This window comes from Pantoea sp. ABR1s (genome assembly GCF_057812235.1).
Genome location: NZ_JBSZSY010000001.1, coordinates 172,592 through 192,849, shown reverse-complemented (window position 1 = coordinate 192,849; position 20,258 = coordinate 172,592). Strand labels below are relative to the sequence as shown.

Sequence of the window (20,258 nt, the reverse complement as noted above, 5' to 3'; positions counted from 1 at the left end):
TAGGAAGATCCGTGATGTGAACAGGCGAGAGCCGCTGTTACTCGATACAGTGGATACTATCACTCACTACAGCGGTTAATCTACTTACCATAGTGGTTATTTCTCTCGATATAGTGGTTGTTTTACTCGTTATAGTGGTTAGCGACCCGGCTTTAACGTAGTCATACCGTGGCCTGAGGCGATGCTGGGATCTTTAAGGAACTTAATAAGGATCTTAAATGGATCTGTTATTGGATCTATTCAGTGGATAACCTGAGAAAACTAACTGAAAAAGAGTCGAGCCACCGCCCTCCCCCTTTACTGGATCTCCCTCTTTCATCGCAAGCACTCTGGAAAAAGCCGTCATCTACACATAATCAGGGTTATGCACACCGATTCAGACCACTTACTCGCTATAGTGGTTGTTGAGTACTCGCCAGCGCGGTTGCTTTTCTCGCTATAGTGGTTGTTATACTCGTTATAGTGGTTATTCTTCTCGCTACAGTGGTTACTGACCCCCTTCCAGGCCTTGTGTCACAAGGCTTCAGACGCTGCAGGGATCTGTTAAGGATCTCAATTTGATCTATTGAGGATCGACCAATTGGATCTGGCCTGTGGATAACGGGGATAAAACACACAAAACAAAGAATTAGCTGAGAGTCCCAGTCAGAAGTGATTTTCACCTTCAGTTCTGAATGTCCGGTTTATCAGAAGCACGACTGAGAAGGTCTTTTACTGCTAAAACGATCTAACGCTGAGCATAGGTAAGACTGGAATGTTGCATACACCTATAACCATTAAATCTTTAGGGTTATAAGTTTAAATCAGGCCTCAGAAAATCGGTCAGTGAAAATACAGAAAACTCACCATGATGTTAATCGCCTATCTATTTGATAAATAATGGATTATTTTTTATTTTCATGATGAAAACACCATAAGATTCTTACTTAACGTAATATCTTTGTTTTGTCAGTACTCAGAATCTGTCAGACATACTAAAAAGGCACTTAAAATAACTTTCCCGGAAGAAGTTAATAAGGCACCAGTGAAGGAACAACAGGAAGAACGACAGTAAGAAAAATGCGTTCGGCATAATAACTTAAACTAATAAATAGGCTTAGCGTGAATGAAGTAATTTCAGGAATGTAAGAATGATATGAAGATGAAAAGATTGTATCGGGAGCTGAATCAAGCACAGTAGAGCGTTAATTCTGACTGTCCGGCATAGCTACATTATGGTGACTTGCCCCAATTAATATTGCTCTAAGCCTTGCCGCATTAAGCCTGTTCTCTACTCCTACTCCTACTCATGCTCTTAAATCGGCAGTCTTAACTCTTCGATGATTTTGATTCGTGACATCACATAATGATGAAGGGAATTAAATCCCTCTCTTTTCTGGATTAAGCCTTGCAATAAAAACCCTATGCGGAAAACGCCTGACATTATGTTGACAGGCAGCAACACAGATTATGAACGATACATAATGACAAGGCATAAAAGGTATAGATTTGGAAGCAGTGATCTTAAGTTAGCAATGATAACGGTAACGATTACTTGCGCACTTTACCGTTATGCCTACTCCTTCAGGTTCAAAAGCACTGTAATAGCTTCTGAGTAAAACTCTACGTCAGCAGTAAATGTTGAGTGAAAGTGCATTAATCCTGGAAATTTTTCACCAGGCTATTTCACGCTTAATTAAATGATTTATAATAACTTTTATTGAATTTTCATGCTGAAAACACCATTAAAAAAACACGAAAACAATTTAACGAGCAACCTGCAGACTGGCAGATGATTTATCAGAATCGGAATGCACCGCTCCGAATCATTAGTCCTTAAAATATTCGTTTAATGTCGCCATTTTAAGTTATCTGTCTCAACCAGCCTGTAAGACAAAAAAGCAGAGCGATTCACTTTCCAGTGATTCACAAAAGTAATGCTGCTTGCATCTCACCATCGCGGAGAAAAAATCCAGGTTTTTGGCATTTTTCTAAAAAATTGGCAGATATGTGCTTTTTGTGTAGTATGCAAAAAACATTAACGCAGAGGGGCTTATGAAGCGTGATTATGGTGGAGTGCTGGAAATGGCCACACGTGCCAATTCCATGTTACATGGACTGAGTAACCATATTGAGCAGCAGCGTCAGGAATTTAACCAGACCGGTTTTTACCAGACCTTCTCCCGGAATGCTGTCGCCAACATGCCATTGCTGAGTAAGCATGCTGTTGTCGCCGCAATTGGTGATATGGAAGCAGCAGGTTATCAGTTTGGGAAAAAACAGACCGGCAGCACCTCACAATATGCCCTGACTATCCAGAATGTGGTCGACATCTATCAGCATCGTAAAGTACCGAAATATCGCGATCGGCACGATGGCCCCTTTGTCGTATTCGTTGTCAGCCTTAAAGGTGGTGTCTCAAAAACAGTGAGCACAGTCACGCTGGCCCACGGTATGCGTGCACATCCTTCTATGTTACATAATGACCTGCGTATTCTGGTTATCGACCTGGATCCACAGGCATCAAGCACGATGTTCCTGAGCCATACCAACAGTGTCGGTTCAGTTCTGGAGACGGCAGCGCAGGCGATGCTGAACGATCTGGATGCAGACCAGCTTCGTAAGCAATTCATTAAACCTACTGTCATGCCCGGCGTTGATGTGATCCCAGCCTCTATCGACGATGGTTTTGTTGCAAGCGACTGGGAAGAGCTGGTTGCTGAGCATCTGCCAGGCGTTGCGCCTTCGGAAGTATTACGGCGCAACGTGATTGATCGTCTGGCGGGTGACTACGATTTTATCTTCCTTGATACCGGACCTCACCTTGATTCATTCATGCTGAATGCAATTGCGGCCAGTGATGTATTGCTGACGCCGACACCTCCGGCACAGGTCGATTTCCACTCCACCATGAAGTATCTGACGCGTCTGCCGGAAATGCTGGAGCGTATTGAGTCCGAAGGCATTGAGCCACGGCTTAAAGCCAATATCGGCTTTATGTCCAAAATGACCTCTAAACACGATCATCTGACTTCGCAAAGCTATGCCCGGGAAGTGTTTACCAAATCGATGCTGGACTGCAGCCTGCCGCGGCTGGATGGATTTGAGCGCTGCGGTGAATCCTTTGATACGGTGATCAGTGCCAATCCCTCCTCTTATCCGGGCAGTGCGGACGCTCTGCGCAAAGCTAAATATGAAGCCGAGCAGTTCTCAAGGGCTGTGTTTGACCGCATTGAATATATCAGGAGTACCCTGTGAGCAAACCTATACAGCGCATCGGGCGCAAGTTTGGTGATTCTGCTATCGCAAACATGATCGACAGCAGCAGCCAGTCGCGCACATTTACGCTGAAGTCGGGCGCGAAGGCCACCTTTGTGCGCCAGCTAATCCTGCATGATGATATTGAAACCAGAACCAGCGTTGACCCAAAAATCAACGGACGTGACCAGAGCACGCTGACGCCGGAATCGCTTCAGGAGATCACCCGTACTATTACGCTGCAGCAATTTTTTCCGGCTATTGGTCGTGTCAACGGTGACCGGATTGAAATCATGGATGGTTCGCGTCGCCGCGCCGCATGCATTCTTTCCGGTGCCAGTCTGGAAGTACTGGTCACCGCTGATGAACTGAGCCTTAGTGATGCGCGTCAGCTGGCTGCGGACATTCAGACAGCAAAAGAGCATAACCTGCGTGAATTAGGCCTGCGCTTTATGCTGATGAACGAAAATGGCATGAGCAAAACAGAGATTGCTAAAGCAGAAGGCATCTCAAACGCAAAGGTCTCACGTGCGTTCCAGGCCGCAGCCGTACCCGCTGAATTTATTGAACTCTTTCCGGTCGTATCAGAGCTGACACTTCAGGATTACCAGCTACTGCTCGATGTCTGGGAAGAGGCGAAAGCGGAAGCGGTTGATGTCACCGCGCTGGTCAGCGATATTAAGCAAACGCTTAAAGCTGATGATTCCCTGCTAAGCGCCAATGCGGATGAGAAGAAGAGCGCGATTCTTAACGGCTTTAAAAGCGCCCGTCGTCAGTTAAAAAAACCTGCACCCGTCAGCAAGACGGTGACGGAAAAGCTGGCTACTTTTACCACAGCTAATACCTATGCGCGTCGTAAAACTAATGATGAGAAGCGCACTGTGCAGTATGAATTCAGCCGTCTGCCAAAAGAGATTGCTGAACAGATCGACGCGTCAATCAGACAGATACTCTCCACATTAAAATAATCCTCTTTACGTTTTTGATACCAGAACCGGCCTCTGTGCCGGTTTTTTAATTCTTTCCTCCACCAGCCTCCCGATAGCGCAATCCGCATTATATTGCTTCGGCTGATAACGACTTCTGTTAATTACGCATCATTTCCGCAGGGTAATGCTTGAACTCAGCACGGTTTATCGCTATAGCTAAAACGGTTTAGCTATCAGGTTTAATCAGAGGAGTTTTTTATGTCTGTACGCGTATGGTGCCTCGGGGATGCCGTGGTTGATTTGCTTCCCGAAATGCCGGGTCGCCTGATGCAGTGTCCCGGCGGGGCGCCCGCCAATGTCGCCGTTGGAGTTGCCCGTCTGCAGGGAAACAGCGCTTTTATCGGGCGGGTAGGGGATGATCCCTTTGGTGAGTTTATGCGGCAAACGCTCATTGAAGAGAAGGTTGAAACCCGCTACATGATTGCCGATACGCAGCACCGCACTTCAACCGTGGTGGTCGGATTGGATGACCATGGCGAACGTTCCTTTACCTTTATGGTGAGGCCGAGTGCTGACCTGTTTCTTGAGGTGCAAGACCTGCCCGTATTCCGGCACGGGGAGTGGCTGCACTGCTGTTCGATCGCCTTATCAGCTGAACCTTCACGCACGGCGACCCTGACTGCCATGGAGCAGATCCGGGCAGCAGGCGGGCATGTCAGTTTCGATTTAAATCTGCGTCATGACCTCTGGCCCGATCCGGAACTGCTGCATGCGGTGGTGAACGAGGCGCTGAGCCATGCGGACGTGGTTAAACTGTCCGACGAGGAACTCGATTTTCTCTGTCCGGATCAGGAACCGGCTATCACCATGCCGCAGCTGGCAGTGCGATTCAGCATAAAACTATTGCTGGTCACGCGGGGCAGGGAAGGTGTGATCGCCTGCTATCAGGGCCAGCTATACCACTATGCTACTTCGCCCGTGGCCAGCATCGACACCACTGGCGCAGGTGATGCCTTCGTGGCCGGATTACTCTGGGGGCTGGCGAAGTCGGGTCTTCCTGCCGATGAATCGCAGCTGGCCATCTGCCTTACCAGTGCACAACGCTGCGGTGCACTGGCAACCACGGCTAAAGGGGCCATGACAGCACTTCCGCGGCTCCACCAGCTGGACGACCTGCCAGGCTGATTATCTTATTGCCCCTGTTTTGGGAGCTATCTCACAATCACTAAACCGGTTTAGCAATTTTCATTGCGCAGGGAAATTACCCGTGGCTATGATTTGCGCCTAAACCGGTTTAGCAAAAAATCCGGTGATGATAGCCTCTCTTCAGGGACATAAAAAAATGAAAAAAAGCACGTTAGCAGTGAGTCTCTCAACGATATTACTTTCCACATCAGTCTGGGCCGACTCCAGTATGAGCAGCATTGAAGCACGCCTTGCGGCCATGGAGCAGCGACTGCAGGCAGCCGAGCAGCGAGCGAATGCAGCGGAAACCCGCGCACAGGTCGCGGAGAAACAGGCACAGATGGCTGAGAAACAGGCACAGCAACTGGCTGCCGTGCAACAACAGACCCAAAACTCCACCGCTGAGGTCGCGCAGCGCACCGCGAAACTGGAACAAAAATCAGCCGATGAAGGTGGCTTCGAGTTCCACGGTTATGCCCGTTCAGGATTGCTGATGAACAGCTCGGCCGCCAAAACTCAGGGTGGCCCGACCGTTACCCCTGCCGGGGAAACCGGCGGTCACGTTGGTCGCCTTGGTAATGAACCGGATACCTACGTTGAGCTCAACCTCGAACATAAACAGACGCTGGACAACGGCGCCACCACCCGTTTCAAAGCGATGCTGGCCGATGGTCAACGCACCTACAACGACTGGACAGCCGCCAGCAGCGATCTCAACCTGCGTCAGGCGTTTGTCGAGCTCGGGCAGCTTCCCACCTTCAGCGGCGCATTCGATAACGCCACGGTCTGGGCCGGTAAGCGTTTTGATCGCGATAACTTTGATATTCACTGGATCGACTCCGATGTGGTGTTCCTTGCCGGTACCGGTGCCGGTATTTACGACATGAAATGGAGCGATCAGGCGCGCAGTAACATTTCCCTTTATGGTCGTACCTTTGGCGACATTGAAAACAATGAAAACACTGCGCAGAACTACATCCTGTCGCTGAATAACTTTGTCGGGCCGCTGCAGCTGATGGTCAGCGGTATGCGGGCCAAGGATAACGACGATCGCCGTGACATCGACGGCCTCAGAGTCAAAAGCGATGCGGCAGAAACCGGCGTACATGCGCTGCTTGGCCTGCATAACGACAGCTTTTATGGGCTGAGAGAAGGCACGTCGAAAACTGCACTGCTTTATGGTCATGGACTGGGCGCAGAGGTGAAGTCGATTGGTTCTGATGGCGCACTGTTGCCGGAAGCGGACACCTGGCGTCTGGCGAGTTACGGTATTACCCCGCTGGGCGGTGGCTGGCACATTGCACCTGCTTTACTGGCTCAGCGTAGTGACGATCGTTACGTCAAAGGTGACAGCTATGACTGGGCGACAGTCAACCTGCGGCTGATTCAGGAAATCACCCAGAACTTTGAGATGCAATATGAAGGCTCTTATCAGTACATGGATCTGCGTCCCGAAGGCTACAACAACCGTAATGCGGTCAGCGGCAGCTTTACCAAACTCACCGTTGCGCCAACCCTGAAAGCCGGTGATGTCGGTGACTTCCTCAAACGTCCGGAAATTCGTCTCTTTGCAACCTGGATGAACTGGGATCACCGGCTGGATAACTATGCCAGTGACGACGCTTTCGGCAGTAAAGGATTCGATGCCGGTGGCGAATGGAACTTCGGCGTACAGATGGAAACCTGGTTCTGACCGGGCGGCCCCGGATGCCGGGGCCAGAGATCAGGATGGATAAAAACATAACAAGATTGAGGTGTGTATGGACTATGTAAAAATATCGCGGGCATTGCTGCCCCTGCTGGGTGGTAAAGAGAACATCGCCAGCGCTGCTCACTGTGCCACCCGGCTGCGGCTGGTGCTGGCGGATGATGAAAAAGCGGATACGACCGCGATTGGCCGGATTGAAGGCGTTAAAGGCTGCTTCCGCAATGCGGGCCAGCTTCAGGTTATCTTCGGCACCGGCGTGGTGAACAAGGTCTACGCTGCCTTTATCGCCGAGGCGGGCATCAGTGAATCGAGCAAATCTGAGGCCGCTGATATAGCCGCACGTAAGCTCAACCCTTTCCAGCGCATCGCCCGCCTGTTGTCGAACATCTTTGTGCCGATCATTCCGGCGATTGTGGCATCAGGTCTGCTGATGGGCCTGCTGGGGATGGTCAAAACTTACGGCTGGGTCAATCCGGAAAATGCGCTCTATATCATGCTGGATATGTGCAGCTCGGCGGCCTTTATTATCCTGCCGATCCTGATTGGCTTTACGGCTGCCCGCGAGTTTGGTGGTAACCCGTTTCTTGGTGCGACACTGGGCGGCATTCTCACTCATCCGGCGCTGACCAACGCCTGGGGCGTCGCCGCCGGTTTCCACACCATGAACTTCTTCGGCATTGAAGTGGCGATGATTGGCTATCAGGGCACGGTGTTCCCGGTGCTGCTGGCGGTCTGGTTTATGAGCATGCTGGAAAAGCAGCTGCGTCGGGTTATCCCGGATGCGCTGGATCTGATCCTGACCCCGTTCCTGACGGTGATTATCTCCGGCTTTATTGCGCTGCTGATTATCGGTCCGGCGGGTCGTATGCTGGGTGATGGCATCTCCTTTATTCTCAGTACGCTGATTGCGCACGCCGGCTGGCTGGCAGGACTGGTGTTTGGTGGACTCTATTCGGTGATTGTGATTACTGGCGTCCATCACAGCTTTCACGCTATCGAAGCCGGACTGCTGGGCAATCCTTCCATCGGCGTGAACTTCCTGTTGCCTATCTGGGCGATGGCGAACGTGGCTCAGGGCGGTGCCTGTCTGGCCGTATGGTTTAAAACCCGCGATGCGAAGATCAAAGCGATTTCGCTGCCTTCAGCGTTTTCCGCGCTGCTGGGGATTACCGAGGCGGCTATCTTTGGTATTAACCTGCGCTTTATGAAACCCTTTATAGCGGGTCTGGTGGGTGGCGCGCTCGGTGGTGCCTGGGTGGTGTCGGTCCATGTTTATATGACTGCGGTCGGGCTGACCGGTCTGCCGGGCATGGCGATTGTCCAGGCGGGCTCTCTGCTCAACTATGTCATCGGCATCGCAATCGCGTTTACCACTGCGTTTGTGATCTCTTACCTGCTTAAATACAAAACGGATTCTGAATAATGGCCTCATCAACACGTCTTGCCGCCATTCTGCAGGCGGTGATGCAGGGTATGCCAAAGGCGCTCAGCGACAGCCACTACCCTGGCTGGCATCTGGCACCGGTAACCGGGCTGCTTAACGATCCCAACGGCTTTATCCATTTCGACGGTGAATATCATCTCTTCTATCAGTGGAACGCCCTGGAGTGCGCGCATCAGCAAAAATGCTGGGGACACTGGCGCTCAGCCGATCTGCTGCACTGGCAGCATCAGCCCATCGCCCTGATGCCGGACGAGGAGTATGACCGCAGCGGTTGTTACTCGGGCAGTGCGGTAGAGGATAACGGTGTACTGACGCTGATCTACACCGGTAATGTGAAGTTTGATGATGGTTCGCGCACCGCGTGGCAGTGTCTGGCGCAGCAGAACAGCGCGGGCGGTTTCGACAAACTCGGTCCGGTTATCGCCGTACCGGAGGGTTACACCGGCCACGTTCGCGATCCCAAAGTGTGGCGTCATGAAGATCACTGGTACATGGTGCTGGCCGCGCAGAATACCCAGCTGCAGGGCAGGGTGCTGCTGTTGCGTTCTGATAATCTGCGCGAATGGCAGAATCTCGGCGAGATTGCAGGCAGCGAACTGGGCGGGCTGGACGCCGCTGGCTACATGTGGGAGTGCCCGGATATGTTCACCCTCGGCGACAGCACGTATCTGATCTGCTGTCCGCAGGGTGTTGTGCCTGAAGAGAAACGCTACCTGAACAGTCACGCCTGCGCCTGGCTCAGTGGCTCGCTGGATTATCAGCAGCCTGCCTACCTGCATGGCCCGCTGAACGAAATGGATGCCGGGTTTGAATTCTATGCACCACAAACCACGCTGACCGCTGACGGCCGGCGTCTGCTGGTGGGCTGGATGGGAACGCCAGACGGTGAAGAGATGGCCCAGCCAACCGTGGCGCATCACTGGATCCATCAGATGACCTGTCTGCGCGAGCTGAGCTCCCGCAATGGCCGGCTCTGTCAGCAGCCGATTGCAGAACTGCAGGCGCTGCGGGAGAGGGAGCTGCACTATCAGGGCCGCGCCGATGACGCGCCGCCGATCGCCGCGCAGCGGCTGGAGCTTGAGCTGGAGAGCCTGGGCGATATAGAACTCAATTTCGCCGATACGCTGATCCTGACGTGGCAGCAGAATGAACTGCGGCTTGCCCGTCGCAGCCTGGTATCGGGTCAATGGACCTATCGTTACTGGACAGGGGCTGCACGCCGGTTGCAGATCCTGTGTGACCACTCCAGCGTTGAGATCTTCATCAACGACGGGGAAGGGGTGATGAGCAGCCGTTATTTTCCGGACCATCCGGCGATGCTAACCCTGCGCGGTCGCGCAGAACTGCAGGCCCGCTACTGGTCGTTACGTCGCTGCATGGTAGAATAAGCCCTTGTTTCACTAACCGATGCCTTGCCGTGAGAAAAACCAAACGCGTTACCATCAGTGACATCGCCGGGCTGGCTGGGGTTTCTAAAGCCACTGCCAGCCTGGTGCTCAACGGCCGTGGCGAAGAGTTACGGGTGGCGAAGGAGACGCGTGAGCGGGTTCTGACACTGGCCCGGGAACACCATTATCAGCCCAGCATACACGCCCGTATGCTACATGACGCCCGCAGTCATACGCTGGGGCTGGTGGTGCCGGAGATCACCAACCACGGCTTTGCGGCCTTTTCCCATGCGCTGGAAAATCTCTGTCGCGCCGCCGGTCTGCAACTGCTGATCTCCTGCACCGATGAAAATGCCGGTCAGGAGATGGCCGTGGTCAATAACCTGGTGGCGCGTCAGGTCGACGGGTTGATTGTCGCCTCCAGTATGCTGAGCGACAGCGACTATGTCAGCCTCAGCGAACAGCTGCCGGTGCTGCTGTTTGACCGCCACATGAACAATACCAGGCTGCCCTGGGTCATCACCGACTCTGTGACGCCCACCGCTGAGCTGGTCGAAAAGCTGGCGCGCACCTGTCCTGAGGAGATCTACTTTCTTGGCGGACAGTCTGACCTCTCCCCGACCCAGGATCGTCTGGCGGGATTCAAAGAGGGACTGATGCGGGCGGGTGTGACGCTGCGGCCGGAGTGGATAATTCAGGGTAACTACCATCCCGGCAGTGGCTATGAGATGTTTGCCGCGCTCTGTCGCAGGCTGGGACGCCCCCCTAAAGCGATGTTCACCGCCGCCTGCGGTCTGCTGGAGGGAGTACTGCGCTACATTAGCGAGCATAACCTGCTGACCAGCGACATCCGCATTGCCAGTTTCGACGATCACTATCTCTATGATTCACTCTCCATTCCGATCGACACGGTTGAGCAGAATGTCCCGGCACTGGCGCAGGCCTGCTTTTCTATGCTGACCACGATGATCGCTGGTGAGGATCCCGCTGACAGTCAGCTTATCCTGCCCGCCACGCTGCGGCTGCGCGGTTAACCGCCGGGCGTTGCAGTGCTTTACCATTCGACCGGCAGGGCGCTGACGCCGCGCAGATTAGCTCTGTGGTTGCGGCGAACACCAGCGGCCACGGGCCGCATCTCTGGCAATCGCGTCAGTAATACTTCCAGCGCCACCTCCATTTCTGCCAGTGCCAGCCGGTAGCCCATACAGTGATGTATACCGCCACCGAATGCCAGACAGCGCCCCTCATGCCGCCGGATATTCAGCCGTTCCGGAGAGGTAAATACCAGCGGGTCGTGATTGGCTGCACCAAGGCTAAGGAAGAAGCGGGTTCCGGGCGGGATGAGCTCTCCTGCCACCTCAATCTCTTCCAGAGTCGTGCGGTAAAGCATCTGGACCGAACTGTCGTAGCGCAGACATTCCTCTATGGCATCGGGTATCAGCGCATGATTCTCCTTCAGGCTCGCAAGTTCCTGCGGATGAGCATGCAGGGCCAGAATGGTGTTGCACAGCATGTTTGACGTAGTTTCATGACCGGCAAGAAACAGCAGTATCACATTGGCGATGATCTCATCGTGATCCAGCCGGTCGCCGTCACTGCCGCTGCGCAGAAAAAGCGACACCAGATCGCTGGCGGTGCTATCACGTCGGGAGACGATCACGGCACTGAAGTAACTTTCCAGTACGGCAAAAGCTTCAGCGGCTTTCAGCAAATCCGCCTGACTGATTTGAGGATCGAAAACCCTGACCAGCGCAGAGGTAAGGCGACCCAGTTCTGGTGCATCAGATTCTGAGACATCAAGCATCCGGCAGATAATGCGCACCGGTAGCGGAAAAGCGAATGCCTGAGCCAGATCGCAGGCACGACGCCCTTCCAGTTCATCAACCAGTTCATTGGCTATCGTCAGCGCCATCTCCCGAAGAGATTTAATCTCCCGGGCGCTGAACGCCTTCATAACAAGTCCTCTTAACCGGTTATGATCGGGTGGGTTCAGCACCAGAAACATTCTGCTGATACCCTGAAACAGCGGCAGTCCGGCTGCATCATCACCAAATCTTACTCTGACACTTTCCATATAATTTTTACCGACCCGCCGGTCGTTCAGCAGGGCGTCCACCACGGCGTGACTGCCGCTGATGATGATCTTATCTCCGGCAGGGATAAGCGGTCCCTGCTGATGCAGTTTTCGATAAAGGGGAAAGGGATTGTCAGAGTAGTCGGGGTCCATGAGTTCATGAAGCTGCATAGCGTACTCCGCTGATAGAGGATTAGTGCTGGCGCTGAATGCGGGAGAGGGAAGCGAACAGGCTGTTTTTATCACTCTCACTGAGGTGAGGTGCCGTGAGGTGTGACATCAGAAATTCTTTGTCCTCCTGCGAGAAGGCGCCGGTCATCAGCCGCTGGCTGATCGCCGTCAGGAGCTGGGTATCCAGCTGTTGTATCTGCTGTCTGGTCTCGGCCAGATCCCTGACAGGAACAGCGCTGTCTGGTGATGAGAGCCAGTCAGCCCGATAGCGATACTGGATCGCCTTGCTGGCGTTCATCAAAGCGTGCACAAACGGCTCCACGGAGTGGGGTTCAAGCCCGGCCTGTTGTGCGTTTTGCAGCATATGATCCAGCACCACCTGCTCCCGAGGCAGATCCTCAATAGGTAAATGATGCAGTGCTTTATAACCCGCCACCGCTTTCATCACCTGCATCCGTTCATTGAGCGCAGAAGAGAGTGATCCAAGAGAAACAGATGAAACCGAACCTGCAAAAACGTTACTGCACATAAACAGTGAAGAGAAAAAAATTGCCACAAAGTGAGTCATTTGCCTGCTCCATAAATGAAAACTGGCACTAATTTATGCATGAAAAAATAACTATGTGTGATTATTTTGTTTTCAAAATGTGAATCACAAGGCGGGTCAGTGAAATGAGAACAGGTCATTAATTTTAAAGTTATTTTTTATCTTTATGGTCATTAAAAATTCACATTAATTTGCAATGCTGGCGGGTTGATTGGATATGACGTTTGAGTGGATTCCCCCCTGATGCAGGTGGCGTTGCGCCATTTACGTCATCTCTGTGATGCCAGAATGAGTTTACGAGGCATGCCGGGTAGTGCGCACAGGAAAGCGCCATGCCGATCAGGGTTCAGGTATAATATGTTCCGCGAGTGTGGCCGTTTTTTAGCAGCAAAACGAGGTAGGTATGTCTGTATCCGAAGCTACTACCGGTGGTAAAAGTGTCGCGGCGTTAGTTGAGAGCCTGGAAAAACAGGCGGCAAAACGTTCAGACGCGAACTGGCACGAAGGTCTGAAAAGCAGCACCAAAATCGCACTGGAAAAAATTAATGGTGCGTTTGCTGCAAAATGGATCAGCGCAGACGAGAGCCTGAGCCTTAAGCAGCGCGTTTATAGTGTGCAGGATAAGTTGATTGAGCTGGCTTTATGGTGATTTAAATTGCCCGTCGGCTCGCACGTAAATCGGCAGGGGTAAAAAACTGATATTTCAGCACGCAGCGTCGCCCGGCATTTTGCGCGCTGCGCAGTGAAGGGGTGTTACCGGGCAGAATGGTACCGGTCAGCAGTGCCTTCTCACCATAATGATGATGAAGCTGCTGCAGCAAACGCTGCTGAGCGCGCGCGGCGAGTCCACGGCCCTGATAAGCGGGCATAATCACCTCATCCATAATCTGAAACCCCTCAATAAAGGTCAGTCGCCGGGGGACACAAATCATCAGCCCTGCCACTATTCCCTGCCAGATAATCAGAAACACATGTCCCGCGGCGATATCCTCCCGTAATTCCTGCCTGCTGGTTGCCAGTAGCTGATCGCGCAGATGCGGCAGCGTGTGCCAGCTGGCACGATAGGCGCGGTTAATCGCCGTGATACAGGCGGGATAATCCTTCCGGCGGGCTGTCACCAGTGAAATATCTTCGTCGACAGGAACAGAGAGTGAAGCCAGGTCGCTGAGGAAAAGCAGTTGATCGGTTATACCGATGTCAGGATAAGTCGCAGGCAACAGGATGCGCAGCTTCAGAGGTTTCAGCGGCTGCCATGCCTGCATAATGGCGCTAGCGACCCTGTAATCGATGATGCCGTCACGCGCAACAACCTCAATAAAGGGCTGTGCAGGATCGCCACCCAGATAGCGCGGCCCGGTGAGATAACGCTGGCCGTTTATCGTCAGTTCTCGCTGCAAAAAGGCGTGCTGGGGCAGACCGGTTTCACGCCATGGAAAGGCGGCAGAAAAATGGTGATCGTGGCATCGTGTCTGCTGCTGCGCCAGCCAGCTGGCAAGCCAGTCGCTGAGACGTTCAGATGAGACAGGAACAGTACGGTAGAGCGACACCATATAATCCAGCATAAGATTCCTTATTGCCCGCCGTCAGTGATCTCCTGCCTCTCTCCACGATACATCTGTACCTTTGCCGGATTGCAGATGAGGCTGATGAGAGTGTAAACGATGTGCTCTGTTTATGACCATCTCAACCTCTCAGCCAGCACCATTACATCCCCTCTGCATGACGGCTCTGGACCTGCCAGACGGTGCAATGCTGACAATGTGAGCAGGTATACGTCATCTTCTGCGATCGCTTATCGTCGCCACCCTCTGAGCTGCATTAAACATGGGTTACGATCTATTCGGGTCTGGCTGGATTTCGTATACATGGTCAAATTAATTGATGAAATAAGGCAGGGTTGCCCAAAAATTTAAATGTGAAATAGATGCGAAATTTTTACGTAAATAATACGGAATCAGATAATCGGCAGCCGATAAATGGATTATGATAAAGAGGCTTTTCAATAATTATAAAATGTCCGATCTTTTTAACACCCGGGGGTTACATGGTTCATATTGATTTATGCACCCAGGAGGGCGTGATGAAAGCTTATGCTTTTCAGACGCCGATGCAGGCAATGACCCTGCTGGAAAAAATTAAAAATGATGAATTTCAGTGGTTTAATCTGGAGTGGGAAGGGCGCCGCTATACCTGTCCGCATCATTTTATTAAAAGGCTCAGCAGCCGCTCTTATATTAAATCGTTCTGGCGTTAAATTCGCTTAAAAGATAAGGCTGATGCACAATTACTTATTATTGATGCAGGTTTTATTTAACTGTTCTACGCATATTTTTAACGTAATGATAAACGGGGCAGAGCCTGCCCCGTTATTTTCAGCGACCATATGGCGTTGTTATCACGGTCAACAGTAATAATAATGCGTCATCTGCACAGATACCGGCCTGCTCAGTATCATTATTACCGCTTAATCATTTTCTGCTGCTGCTTATCAGGGCTATCGAAACGCTAAACAATCCTTTATGCAGGCCTGGACGGTTGTGTGCTGCGCCGGCAATGCGCCGTGATCCTGTGTAAATCATCTTCTGTTCGGCCCTTGACGTGAAACGTCTACTGTTACACTCAGATGACACTTAATCCGGATCCCGACTGCAATGCCCCATGAAAAAATGCGCCTTCGCTCGCTGCTGACTTTGCTTTCCATCGGGGGCGTCATTCTGACCTCCGGTCTGCTGCTGAGTGCGCTGCTGCTCTTTCAGAAGGCCAACATCGAAGACAGTCTGCTTGAAGGGAACATTGCCTATGCCCGCAAGCTGGCTGATACCACCGATCGTTACCTGGCGACAGCGCAACGTGAACTGGCCTGGAGTGCGTCGCAGATCAAGGGGCTTAGTGATATTAAACGACTGGAAGGAGAGAGCGATCGCCTGCGAATGCAGTCGGGCTTTTTCAACTCGGTGGTGGTGGTAAATCATGATGCCATTATTGCAGCAACCTCACCCGATAGTCTGAATCTTATTGGCGTGAAGCTGCATTCGGCGGCCAGCCTGCAGGCCATAGCGACCCAGAAGCCTTTTATCTCTGCTCCTTTTACCTCTGCGGCCGGTAACTATGTGGTGTTTTTATCACAACCTCTGTTCAGCGAAGATGGCCGCTATCTGGGCTACATTGGCGGGACTATTTATCTCAAGAAACAGAGCATGCTGAGCGAAATCCTGAGCCAGCATTTCTATTCCAATGGTTCAACGGTCAGCGTGGTCAGCAATGAAGGGCTGATTATTTTCAGTCATGACGCGGCGCGCGTCGGAACAAAGATGCTGCTGAGTCTGGCACTGCAGAAACGGCTCGCCACGACGGAAAGCGGGCATTTCACGCTGGAGAGTGAGGGGCAGCACTATCTGACCGGCTATGGCACACTGCATAAAACCGGCTGGAACGTTTTTATTACCGGCACCTCTGAAACGGTCAGGCATATTCTGATGCGCACGGCAGAAAGCGCCGTCTGGTTCGTTCTGGGCATTATTGCCGTAACAGCGGCCATTATTGCCTTTATGGCCGGTCGAATCGCCTCTCCACTGGAAAAGCTGGCGGACAGAGTGCGCGATGGCGGCAGCGAAGCCCAGGCGGAATCTCTCGCCACGGTTAAAACCTGGTATTACGAGGCTGATCGGCTCAAAGAAGCCGTGCAGGCTCATCGGCACGCCGTTGCGGGTCATCTTGCCGCGCTAAACGATGAAGCGATGACCGATCCGCTGACCGGGCTCTGCAACCGACGCGGATTTTCGGCGCTGGCGGCGCAGTCAGACAGTGAGCATGAACAGTGTGCCATCGCCATTGATATTGACCATTTTAAGAAGATAAACGACTGGTACGGGCATGACGCGGGCGATGCGGTTCTGGTGAGCCTGGCAGCGTTGCTGCGTCAGGCTTGTCGTACCGGCGATATCGTCAGCCGGTTTGGTGGCGAGGAGTTTATTCTGCTGCTGCCGCATACCACGCTGGCTGATGCCGTCCGCACCGCGGAGCGCATCCGTGAGACCGTCAGCGCCACCACCTTTCCGTTTGCCGGAACGATGACCATCTCAGCCGGGGTGGCTTCGCGGAGCGATCAGGATAGCGATCGCGACTCTCTGCTGCGGCGTGCCGATGAAGCGCTTTACGAAGCAAAAGCCGCCGGACGTAATAACGTCATCATTGCCGGAGCTGAGGGGTCCAGCGTGTCTGGGTCGGCCGGGTAAGATTCCGGGGTGGGTGGGACAGGCTCAGCACTTACTGCGTAATCGCCAGCCGAGCCACTCATCCAGTGCCGCTTCCGGCAGCGGCCTGGAGTAGAAAAAGCCCTGCGCCTGGTCGCAGCCGAACTCGGTCAGCGCCGTAACGGTTTCCGCATTCTCCACGCCCTCAGCCAGCACCATATAATCGAGATCTTTAAGCATCGCAATAATACTGCGGGCGATGACGCGCGATGCGGTGTCAGATGAAATTTCGCTGATCAGTGAACGGTCCAGCTTGATCACATCCAGCGGAATGCGCCGCAGATAACTGATGTTGCTGTAGCCGGTACCAAAGTCATCCAGTGAAATACCGAATCCACGAAGTTTCAGCATCTCAAGCCCCCGCATTGCGGTCGCGCTCTCCAGAATCCGTTCCGTCTCCAGACACTCAATGCCCAGCAGCGAAACCGGGAGCTTCGCCCTGATCATCTGTTCTTCCAGCTCGTCGGCAAAACCGTCACGTGAAAAATCGCTGCTGCTGACGTTAATGGTGATGGGCAACTGAATATAGCTGTTGCGCAGCCGGGAGAGCCGGGCGATTGCGTGCTCTGTCACCCAGGTGGTCAGTTCACTGAGCAGCTCGGTTTGCACGGCAAAGGGTAAAAACTGTGCAGGAGACAGTTCGCCGCGCTGCGGATGCTGCCAGCGGATCAGGGCCTCCAGGCCAATTGGCTTGCCGCTGTGCAGACAGATTTTAGGCTGATACGCCAGCCATAACCCCTTATCCTGGCGTATCGCGATGGCCAGGTCATGCATCAGGGTGAAGTCCTGCGTATGGCGCGTATCAGTGGCCTCGCTGAAAGGCATCGAGGCGACGTCGCGTGTGATGGCCTCGTGCAGCGCGCTGACCGCACGCCGCAGGATCTCCTGGGCAGGCATCTCCCCGGTATTGAAACTCGCCTCACCGGTGTGGGTCATCAGTGCAACCGACAGCCCATCGCCGAGATCCGCGCTGATCCCGGCCAGCTTGTTTGCCACCCAGTTGGCAGTGAGTCTGCTCTCCTGACGTGTCAGCAGGGCAAAGCGCCCGGTGGCTACGGTGTAGAGCATCTCTCCTGGCGCAGGCCTCAGGCGCAGCGGCAGCAGTGTCGCCACATCTTTCAACAGGCTTTCAACCGGTCCCATGCCCATTGAGCGCGCAAGCTCGTAGGCGCGCGGCATATCGATACAGTCAATCAGCACCAGCCGCCGTGGCGTGGTGTCACCGGAGGCGGCAAGAAACTGCAGGTCGCGAATCAGACGCTGGCGGTTGGGCAGACCGGTTACCGGGTCGGCAAAGCCAGCCGAGTACCAGGCCTCAAGAAATGACATCACCAGTGCCGCCAGCATCTTCAGCATGGCGACCTGATCCGCATTAAAGGGATGAGGCGCGGTGTCAGTCACGCACAGCGTACCCAGTATCAGACCTGTGCTGCTTTTAAGCGGTACGCCGGCATAAAAGCGAATAAAAGGCGCGCCAACAATCAGCGGATGCTCAGCAAAGCGGGTATCCAGCAACGTATCGGGTACTACCACGGTGCTGTCACTGTCCACTGCATGCCGGCAGAGCGAGTCCTGCCGGGAGGATTGAGTGAGTGTGAAATTTTGCGCAGCCTTAACATGCTGCATCTCATCATCCAGTACGGAGATAAAGCTGCCGGGTATACCGAGTGCCTGGCTGGCCAGTCGGACGAACTGTCGCAACACATCGTCACGACTTTCGTCGTTACTGCGCAGCGCGTGCAGGGTTCGCGTACGGCAATCGTCGCCGTCGCTGAGACTCATAAGCATGGATTCCTCCGCACCGGCTGATTACGGCGCGAAATTAAACAGAAAAATTGAAGGGTATGATGTCATGACTACAGGCAAATTCTGCAAAAAGAAAGAGTCATGACCATTTATTTTTTATCACACTGCACGGCATTGCTGGTCAGAATAGCAAATCACTTTTCTTTAACGAAATATTTTAGTAATCACGATTCTATTATTTTGTCGTTAAAAACTTTTAATTTCTTAAATATCCTGCCAGTATACAGAGTATAAACATAGTGCACTATATAATAATGCACTAAAGTAGATGACGTAACTTATTTTTTATTTAATTTTAACTACACCAATGACAACATCGGGGAAACCTCATGAATTCACTCAGGCATTTCACTATCCGCCGCGTTGTGCTGTGGATGATGATCGTCTCACTGGGCATCGTCGTGCTGGCCGGTGGCTACAGCAGCCAGGTCGTGCGCGATATCTTTCGTCAAACCGATCGTTCAGCCGTTCTGACGCAGCAACTGAGCTTTCTGGCGCACAGCGCTATCGTCATGCAGAGCGGTACGTCAGCCGATAAAAACGCGCTCGTCGCCTCAACCCCGGCCGATGCTGACTGGGATAACGTCCGCGCGGCACTTACGACAACCCCCTCAGAATACGCAACGGTTGCACGTGCGCAGCTGGACAAGGTGACGCAGCAGCTGGCACGGAATCAGGCACCCCTGAAGGCTGACCGGCATCGGCTTGAGGGAGTATTGCTGGCAGCACTGCTGGCGGCAGTGGCGTTGCTGCTGTTTTGTGACCGCTATCTGGTCGTCCATCTGGTGCGTCCGGTAGGTAAAATTCGCGGTCATTTAAAAATTATTGCCGATGGCGATCTGACGCGCGAGCCGGAAGATCTGGGGCGCAACTGTGTCGGGCAACTGGTGCCGCTGGTCAAAGAGATGCAGCACAGTCTGTTGCAGACGGTCAGCGCTATCCGAGACAACGCAGCCATTCTTCATCGTGAAGCGGGGGACATTGCTGCGGGTAACGCCGATCTCTCCGACCGGACATCCACTCAGGCTGCTGCGCTGGAGCAGACCGCAGCCAGCATGGAGGAGATTTCGGACAGATTGCGCTGGCTTCGGATGAACAGAGTAAAGGGATTGCCCAGGTCACGGTCGCCGTTGCAGAACTTGACCGCGTAACGCAGCAGAATGCGACGCTGGTTCAGCAGGTTTCGGCGACGGCAGGCAGTCTCAGTGGACAGACTGAAACGCTGGGCAGCGTGATTACGCGCTTTACCCTGCCGCATCACCCTCTTGCCGTAGAGCCTAAACGCGTCACGCCTGATGAAAAAGGCGGCTGGGCAACGTTTGCGCGGGCATAGCCTGAACGTATTTTTTCTGAACTGTAGATAATGTCTGTCCGGCACGGAATAACGATTAATATTCACTCTTTTTAAAAGAGGGATGAAACGGTCATTTTTTGTGACTGTGATTGACGTTGATCATCATTCGATCAACGCCACCATTCAGAATGGCAATTACTATTCTCAGCGGTGCAAAAATTA

Annotated in this window: 14 protein-coding genes and 1 pseudogene; 11 read left to right on the top strand and 4 right to left on the bottom strand. The window is 52.9% G+C overall.

Annotation, left to right across the window (positions count from 1 at the left end; genetic code table 11):
* The first annotated feature begins 2,034 nt into the window (after positions 1-2,034).
* The 7 genes from ACXKZD_RS19860 to ACXKZD_RS19830 all read left to right on the top strand — a co-directional run bounded on the left by ACXKZD_RS19860 (position 2,035) and on the right by ACXKZD_RS19830 (position 10,925).
* Positions 2,035-3,237: an AAA family ATPase gene (locus ACXKZD_RS19860; RefSeq protein ID WP_010256940.1), complete on the top strand. Its 1,203-nt coding sequence runs from the start codon at positions 2,035-2,037 to the stop codon at positions 3,235-3,237.
* Complete coding sequence (locus ACXKZD_RS19855) at positions 3,234-4,205, top strand: ParB family protein (RefSeq protein ID WP_010671957.1); 972 nt, start codon at positions 3,234-3,236, stop codon at positions 4,203-4,205. Before ACXKZD_RS19860 ends, ACXKZD_RS19855 begins: the two co-directional genes overlap by 4 nt.
* 219 nt (positions 4,206-4,424) lie before the next feature.
* A complete protein-coding gene (gene cscK, locus ACXKZD_RS19850) occupies positions 4,425-5,351 on the top strand; it encodes a fructokinase (protein WP_033759904.1) in 927 nt (308 codons plus the stop codon).
* A gap of 157 nt (positions 5,352-5,508) precedes the next feature.
* Positions 5,509-7,044 carry a carbohydrate porin gene (locus ACXKZD_RS19845; RefSeq protein WP_033759902.1) on the top strand — a complete coding sequence of 512 codons (1,536 nt, stop codon included), beginning with the start codon at positions 5,509-5,511 and terminating at the stop codon, positions 7,042-7,044.
* Between the two features lie 67 nt (positions 7,045-7,111).
* Positions 7,112-8,482, top strand: a complete 1,371-nt coding sequence (locus ACXKZD_RS19840; RefSeq protein WP_010256928.1) for a sucrose-specific PTS transporter subunit IIBC — start codon at positions 7,112-7,114, stop codon at positions 8,480-8,482.
* Positions 8,482-9,891 (top strand): sucrose-6-phosphate hydrolase, encoded by a 1,410-nt coding sequence (locus ACXKZD_RS19835; protein ID WP_033759900.1) that lies wholly within the window; start codon positions 8,482-8,484, stop codon positions 9,889-9,891. Before ACXKZD_RS19840 ends, ACXKZD_RS19835 begins: the two co-directional genes overlap by 1 nt.
* A 29-nt stretch (positions 9,892-9,920) precedes the next feature.
* Entirely contained in the window at positions 9,921-10,925 is a 1,005-nt protein-coding gene (locus tag ACXKZD_RS19830) for a substrate-binding domain-containing protein (RefSeq protein ID WP_033759898.1), read from the top strand.
* Between the two features lie 20 nt (positions 10,926-10,945).
* Here ACXKZD_RS19830 and ACXKZD_RS19825 read toward each other — a convergent pair whose 3' ends face one another.
* Positions 10,946-12,136: a cytochrome P450 gene (locus ACXKZD_RS19825; RefSeq protein ID WP_033759896.1), complete on the bottom strand. Its 1,191-nt coding sequence runs from the start codon at positions 12,134-12,136 to the stop codon at positions 10,946-10,948.
* A gap of 22 nt (positions 12,137-12,158) precedes the next feature.
* Positions 12,159-12,704 carry a chorismate mutase gene (locus ACXKZD_RS19820; RefSeq protein WP_010256917.1) on the bottom strand — a complete coding sequence of 182 codons (546 nt, stop codon included), beginning with the start codon at positions 12,702-12,704 and terminating at the stop codon, positions 12,159-12,161.
* Between the two features lie 382 nt (positions 12,705-13,086).
* Between ACXKZD_RS19820 and ACXKZD_RS19815 the strand changes: the two genes are divergently transcribed.
* Positions 13,087-13,332 carry a hypothetical protein gene (locus tag ACXKZD_RS19815; RefSeq protein ID WP_010256916.1) on the top strand — a complete coding sequence of 82 codons (246 nt, stop codon included), beginning with the start codon at positions 13,087-13,089 and terminating at the stop codon, positions 13,330-13,332.
* A 1-nt stretch (position 13,333) separates the two neighbouring features.
* Here the strand turns inward: ACXKZD_RS19815 and ACXKZD_RS19810 are convergent, their stop codons facing one another.
* The gene (locus ACXKZD_RS19810) at positions 13,334-14,245 is read right to left on the bottom strand and encodes a GNAT family N-acetyltransferase (protein WP_010256914.1); all 912 of its coding nucleotides are present in this window, start codon (positions 14,243-14,245) and stop codon (positions 13,334-13,336) included.
* A gap of 518 nt (positions 14,246-14,763) precedes the next feature.
* Between ACXKZD_RS19810 and ACXKZD_RS19805 the strand changes: the two genes are divergently transcribed.
* A complete protein-coding gene (locus tag ACXKZD_RS19805) occupies positions 14,764-14,937 on the top strand; it encodes a hypothetical protein (RefSeq protein ID WP_010256913.1) in 174 nt (57 codons plus the stop codon).
* A gap of 397 nt (positions 14,938-15,334) precedes the next feature.
* Positions 15,335-16,918, top strand: a complete 1,584-nt coding sequence (locus ACXKZD_RS19800) for a sensor domain-containing diguanylate cyclase (protein ID WP_201500463.1) — start codon at positions 15,335-15,337, stop codon at positions 16,916-16,918.
* Positions 16,919-16,942: 24 nt separating this feature from the next.
* Here the strand turns inward: ACXKZD_RS19800 and ACXKZD_RS19795 are convergent, their stop codons facing one another.
* Positions 16,943-18,724 carry a sensor domain-containing diguanylate cyclase gene (locus ACXKZD_RS19795; RefSeq protein WP_029519685.1) on the bottom strand — a complete coding sequence of 594 codons (1,782 nt, stop codon included), beginning with the start codon at positions 18,722-18,724 and terminating at the stop codon, positions 16,943-16,945.
* A 347-nt stretch (positions 18,725-19,071) separates the two neighbouring features.
* Here ACXKZD_RS19795 and ACXKZD_RS19790 point away from each other — a divergent pair.
* Positions 19,072-20,075: pseudogene (locus tag ACXKZD_RS19790) on the top strand (methyl-accepting chemotaxis protein).
* Positions 20,076-20,258: the final 183 nt, after the last annotated feature.

Excerpts from the sequence above, each read along its gene's own strand:
- ACXKZD_RS19860 (WP_010256940.1), top strand. The coding sequence starts at position 2,035 with ATGAAGCGTGATTATGGTGGAGTGCTGGAAATGGCCACACGTGCCAAT.
- cscK (WP_033759904.1), top strand. The coding sequence starts at position 4,425 with ATGTCTGTACGCGTATGGTGCCTCGGGGATGCCGTGGTTGATTTGCTT.
- ACXKZD_RS19845 (WP_033759902.1), top strand. The coding sequence starts at position 5,509 with ATGAAAAAAAGCACGTTAGCAGTGAGTCTCTCAACGATATTACTTTCC.
- ACXKZD_RS19840 (WP_010256928.1), top strand. The coding sequence starts at position 7,112 with ATGGACTATGTAAAAATATCGCGGGCATTGCTGCCCCTGCTGGGTGGT.
- ACXKZD_RS19835 (WP_033759900.1), top strand. The coding sequence starts at position 8,482 with ATGGCCTCATCAACACGTCTTGCCGCCATTCTGCAGGCGGTGATGCAG.
- ACXKZD_RS19825 (WP_033759896.1), bottom strand. The coding sequence starts at position 12,136 with ATGCAGCTTCATGAACTCATGGACCCCGACTACTCTGACAATCCCTTT.
- ACXKZD_RS19820 (WP_010256917.1), bottom strand. The coding sequence starts at position 12,704 with ATGACTCACTTTGTGGCAATTTTTTTCTCTTCACTGTTTATGTGCAGT.
- ACXKZD_RS19815 (WP_010256916.1), top strand. The coding sequence starts at position 13,087 with ATGTCTGTATCCGAAGCTACTACCGGTGGTAAAAGTGTCGCGGCGTTA.
- ACXKZD_RS19810 (WP_010256914.1), bottom strand. The coding sequence starts at position 14,245 with ATGCTGGATTATATGGTGTCGCTCTACCGTACTGTTCCTGTCTCATCT.
- ACXKZD_RS19805 (WP_010256913.1), top strand. The coding sequence starts at position 14,764 with ATGAAAGCTTATGCTTTTCAGACGCCGATGCAGGCAATGACCCTGCTG.
- ACXKZD_RS19800 (WP_201500463.1), top strand. The coding sequence starts at position 15,335 with ATGCCCCATGAAAAAATGCGCCTTCGCTCGCTGCTGACTTTGCTTTCC.
- ACXKZD_RS19795 (WP_029519685.1), bottom strand. The coding sequence starts at position 18,724 with ATGCTTATGAGTCTCAGCGACGGCGACGATTGCCGTACGCGAACCCTG.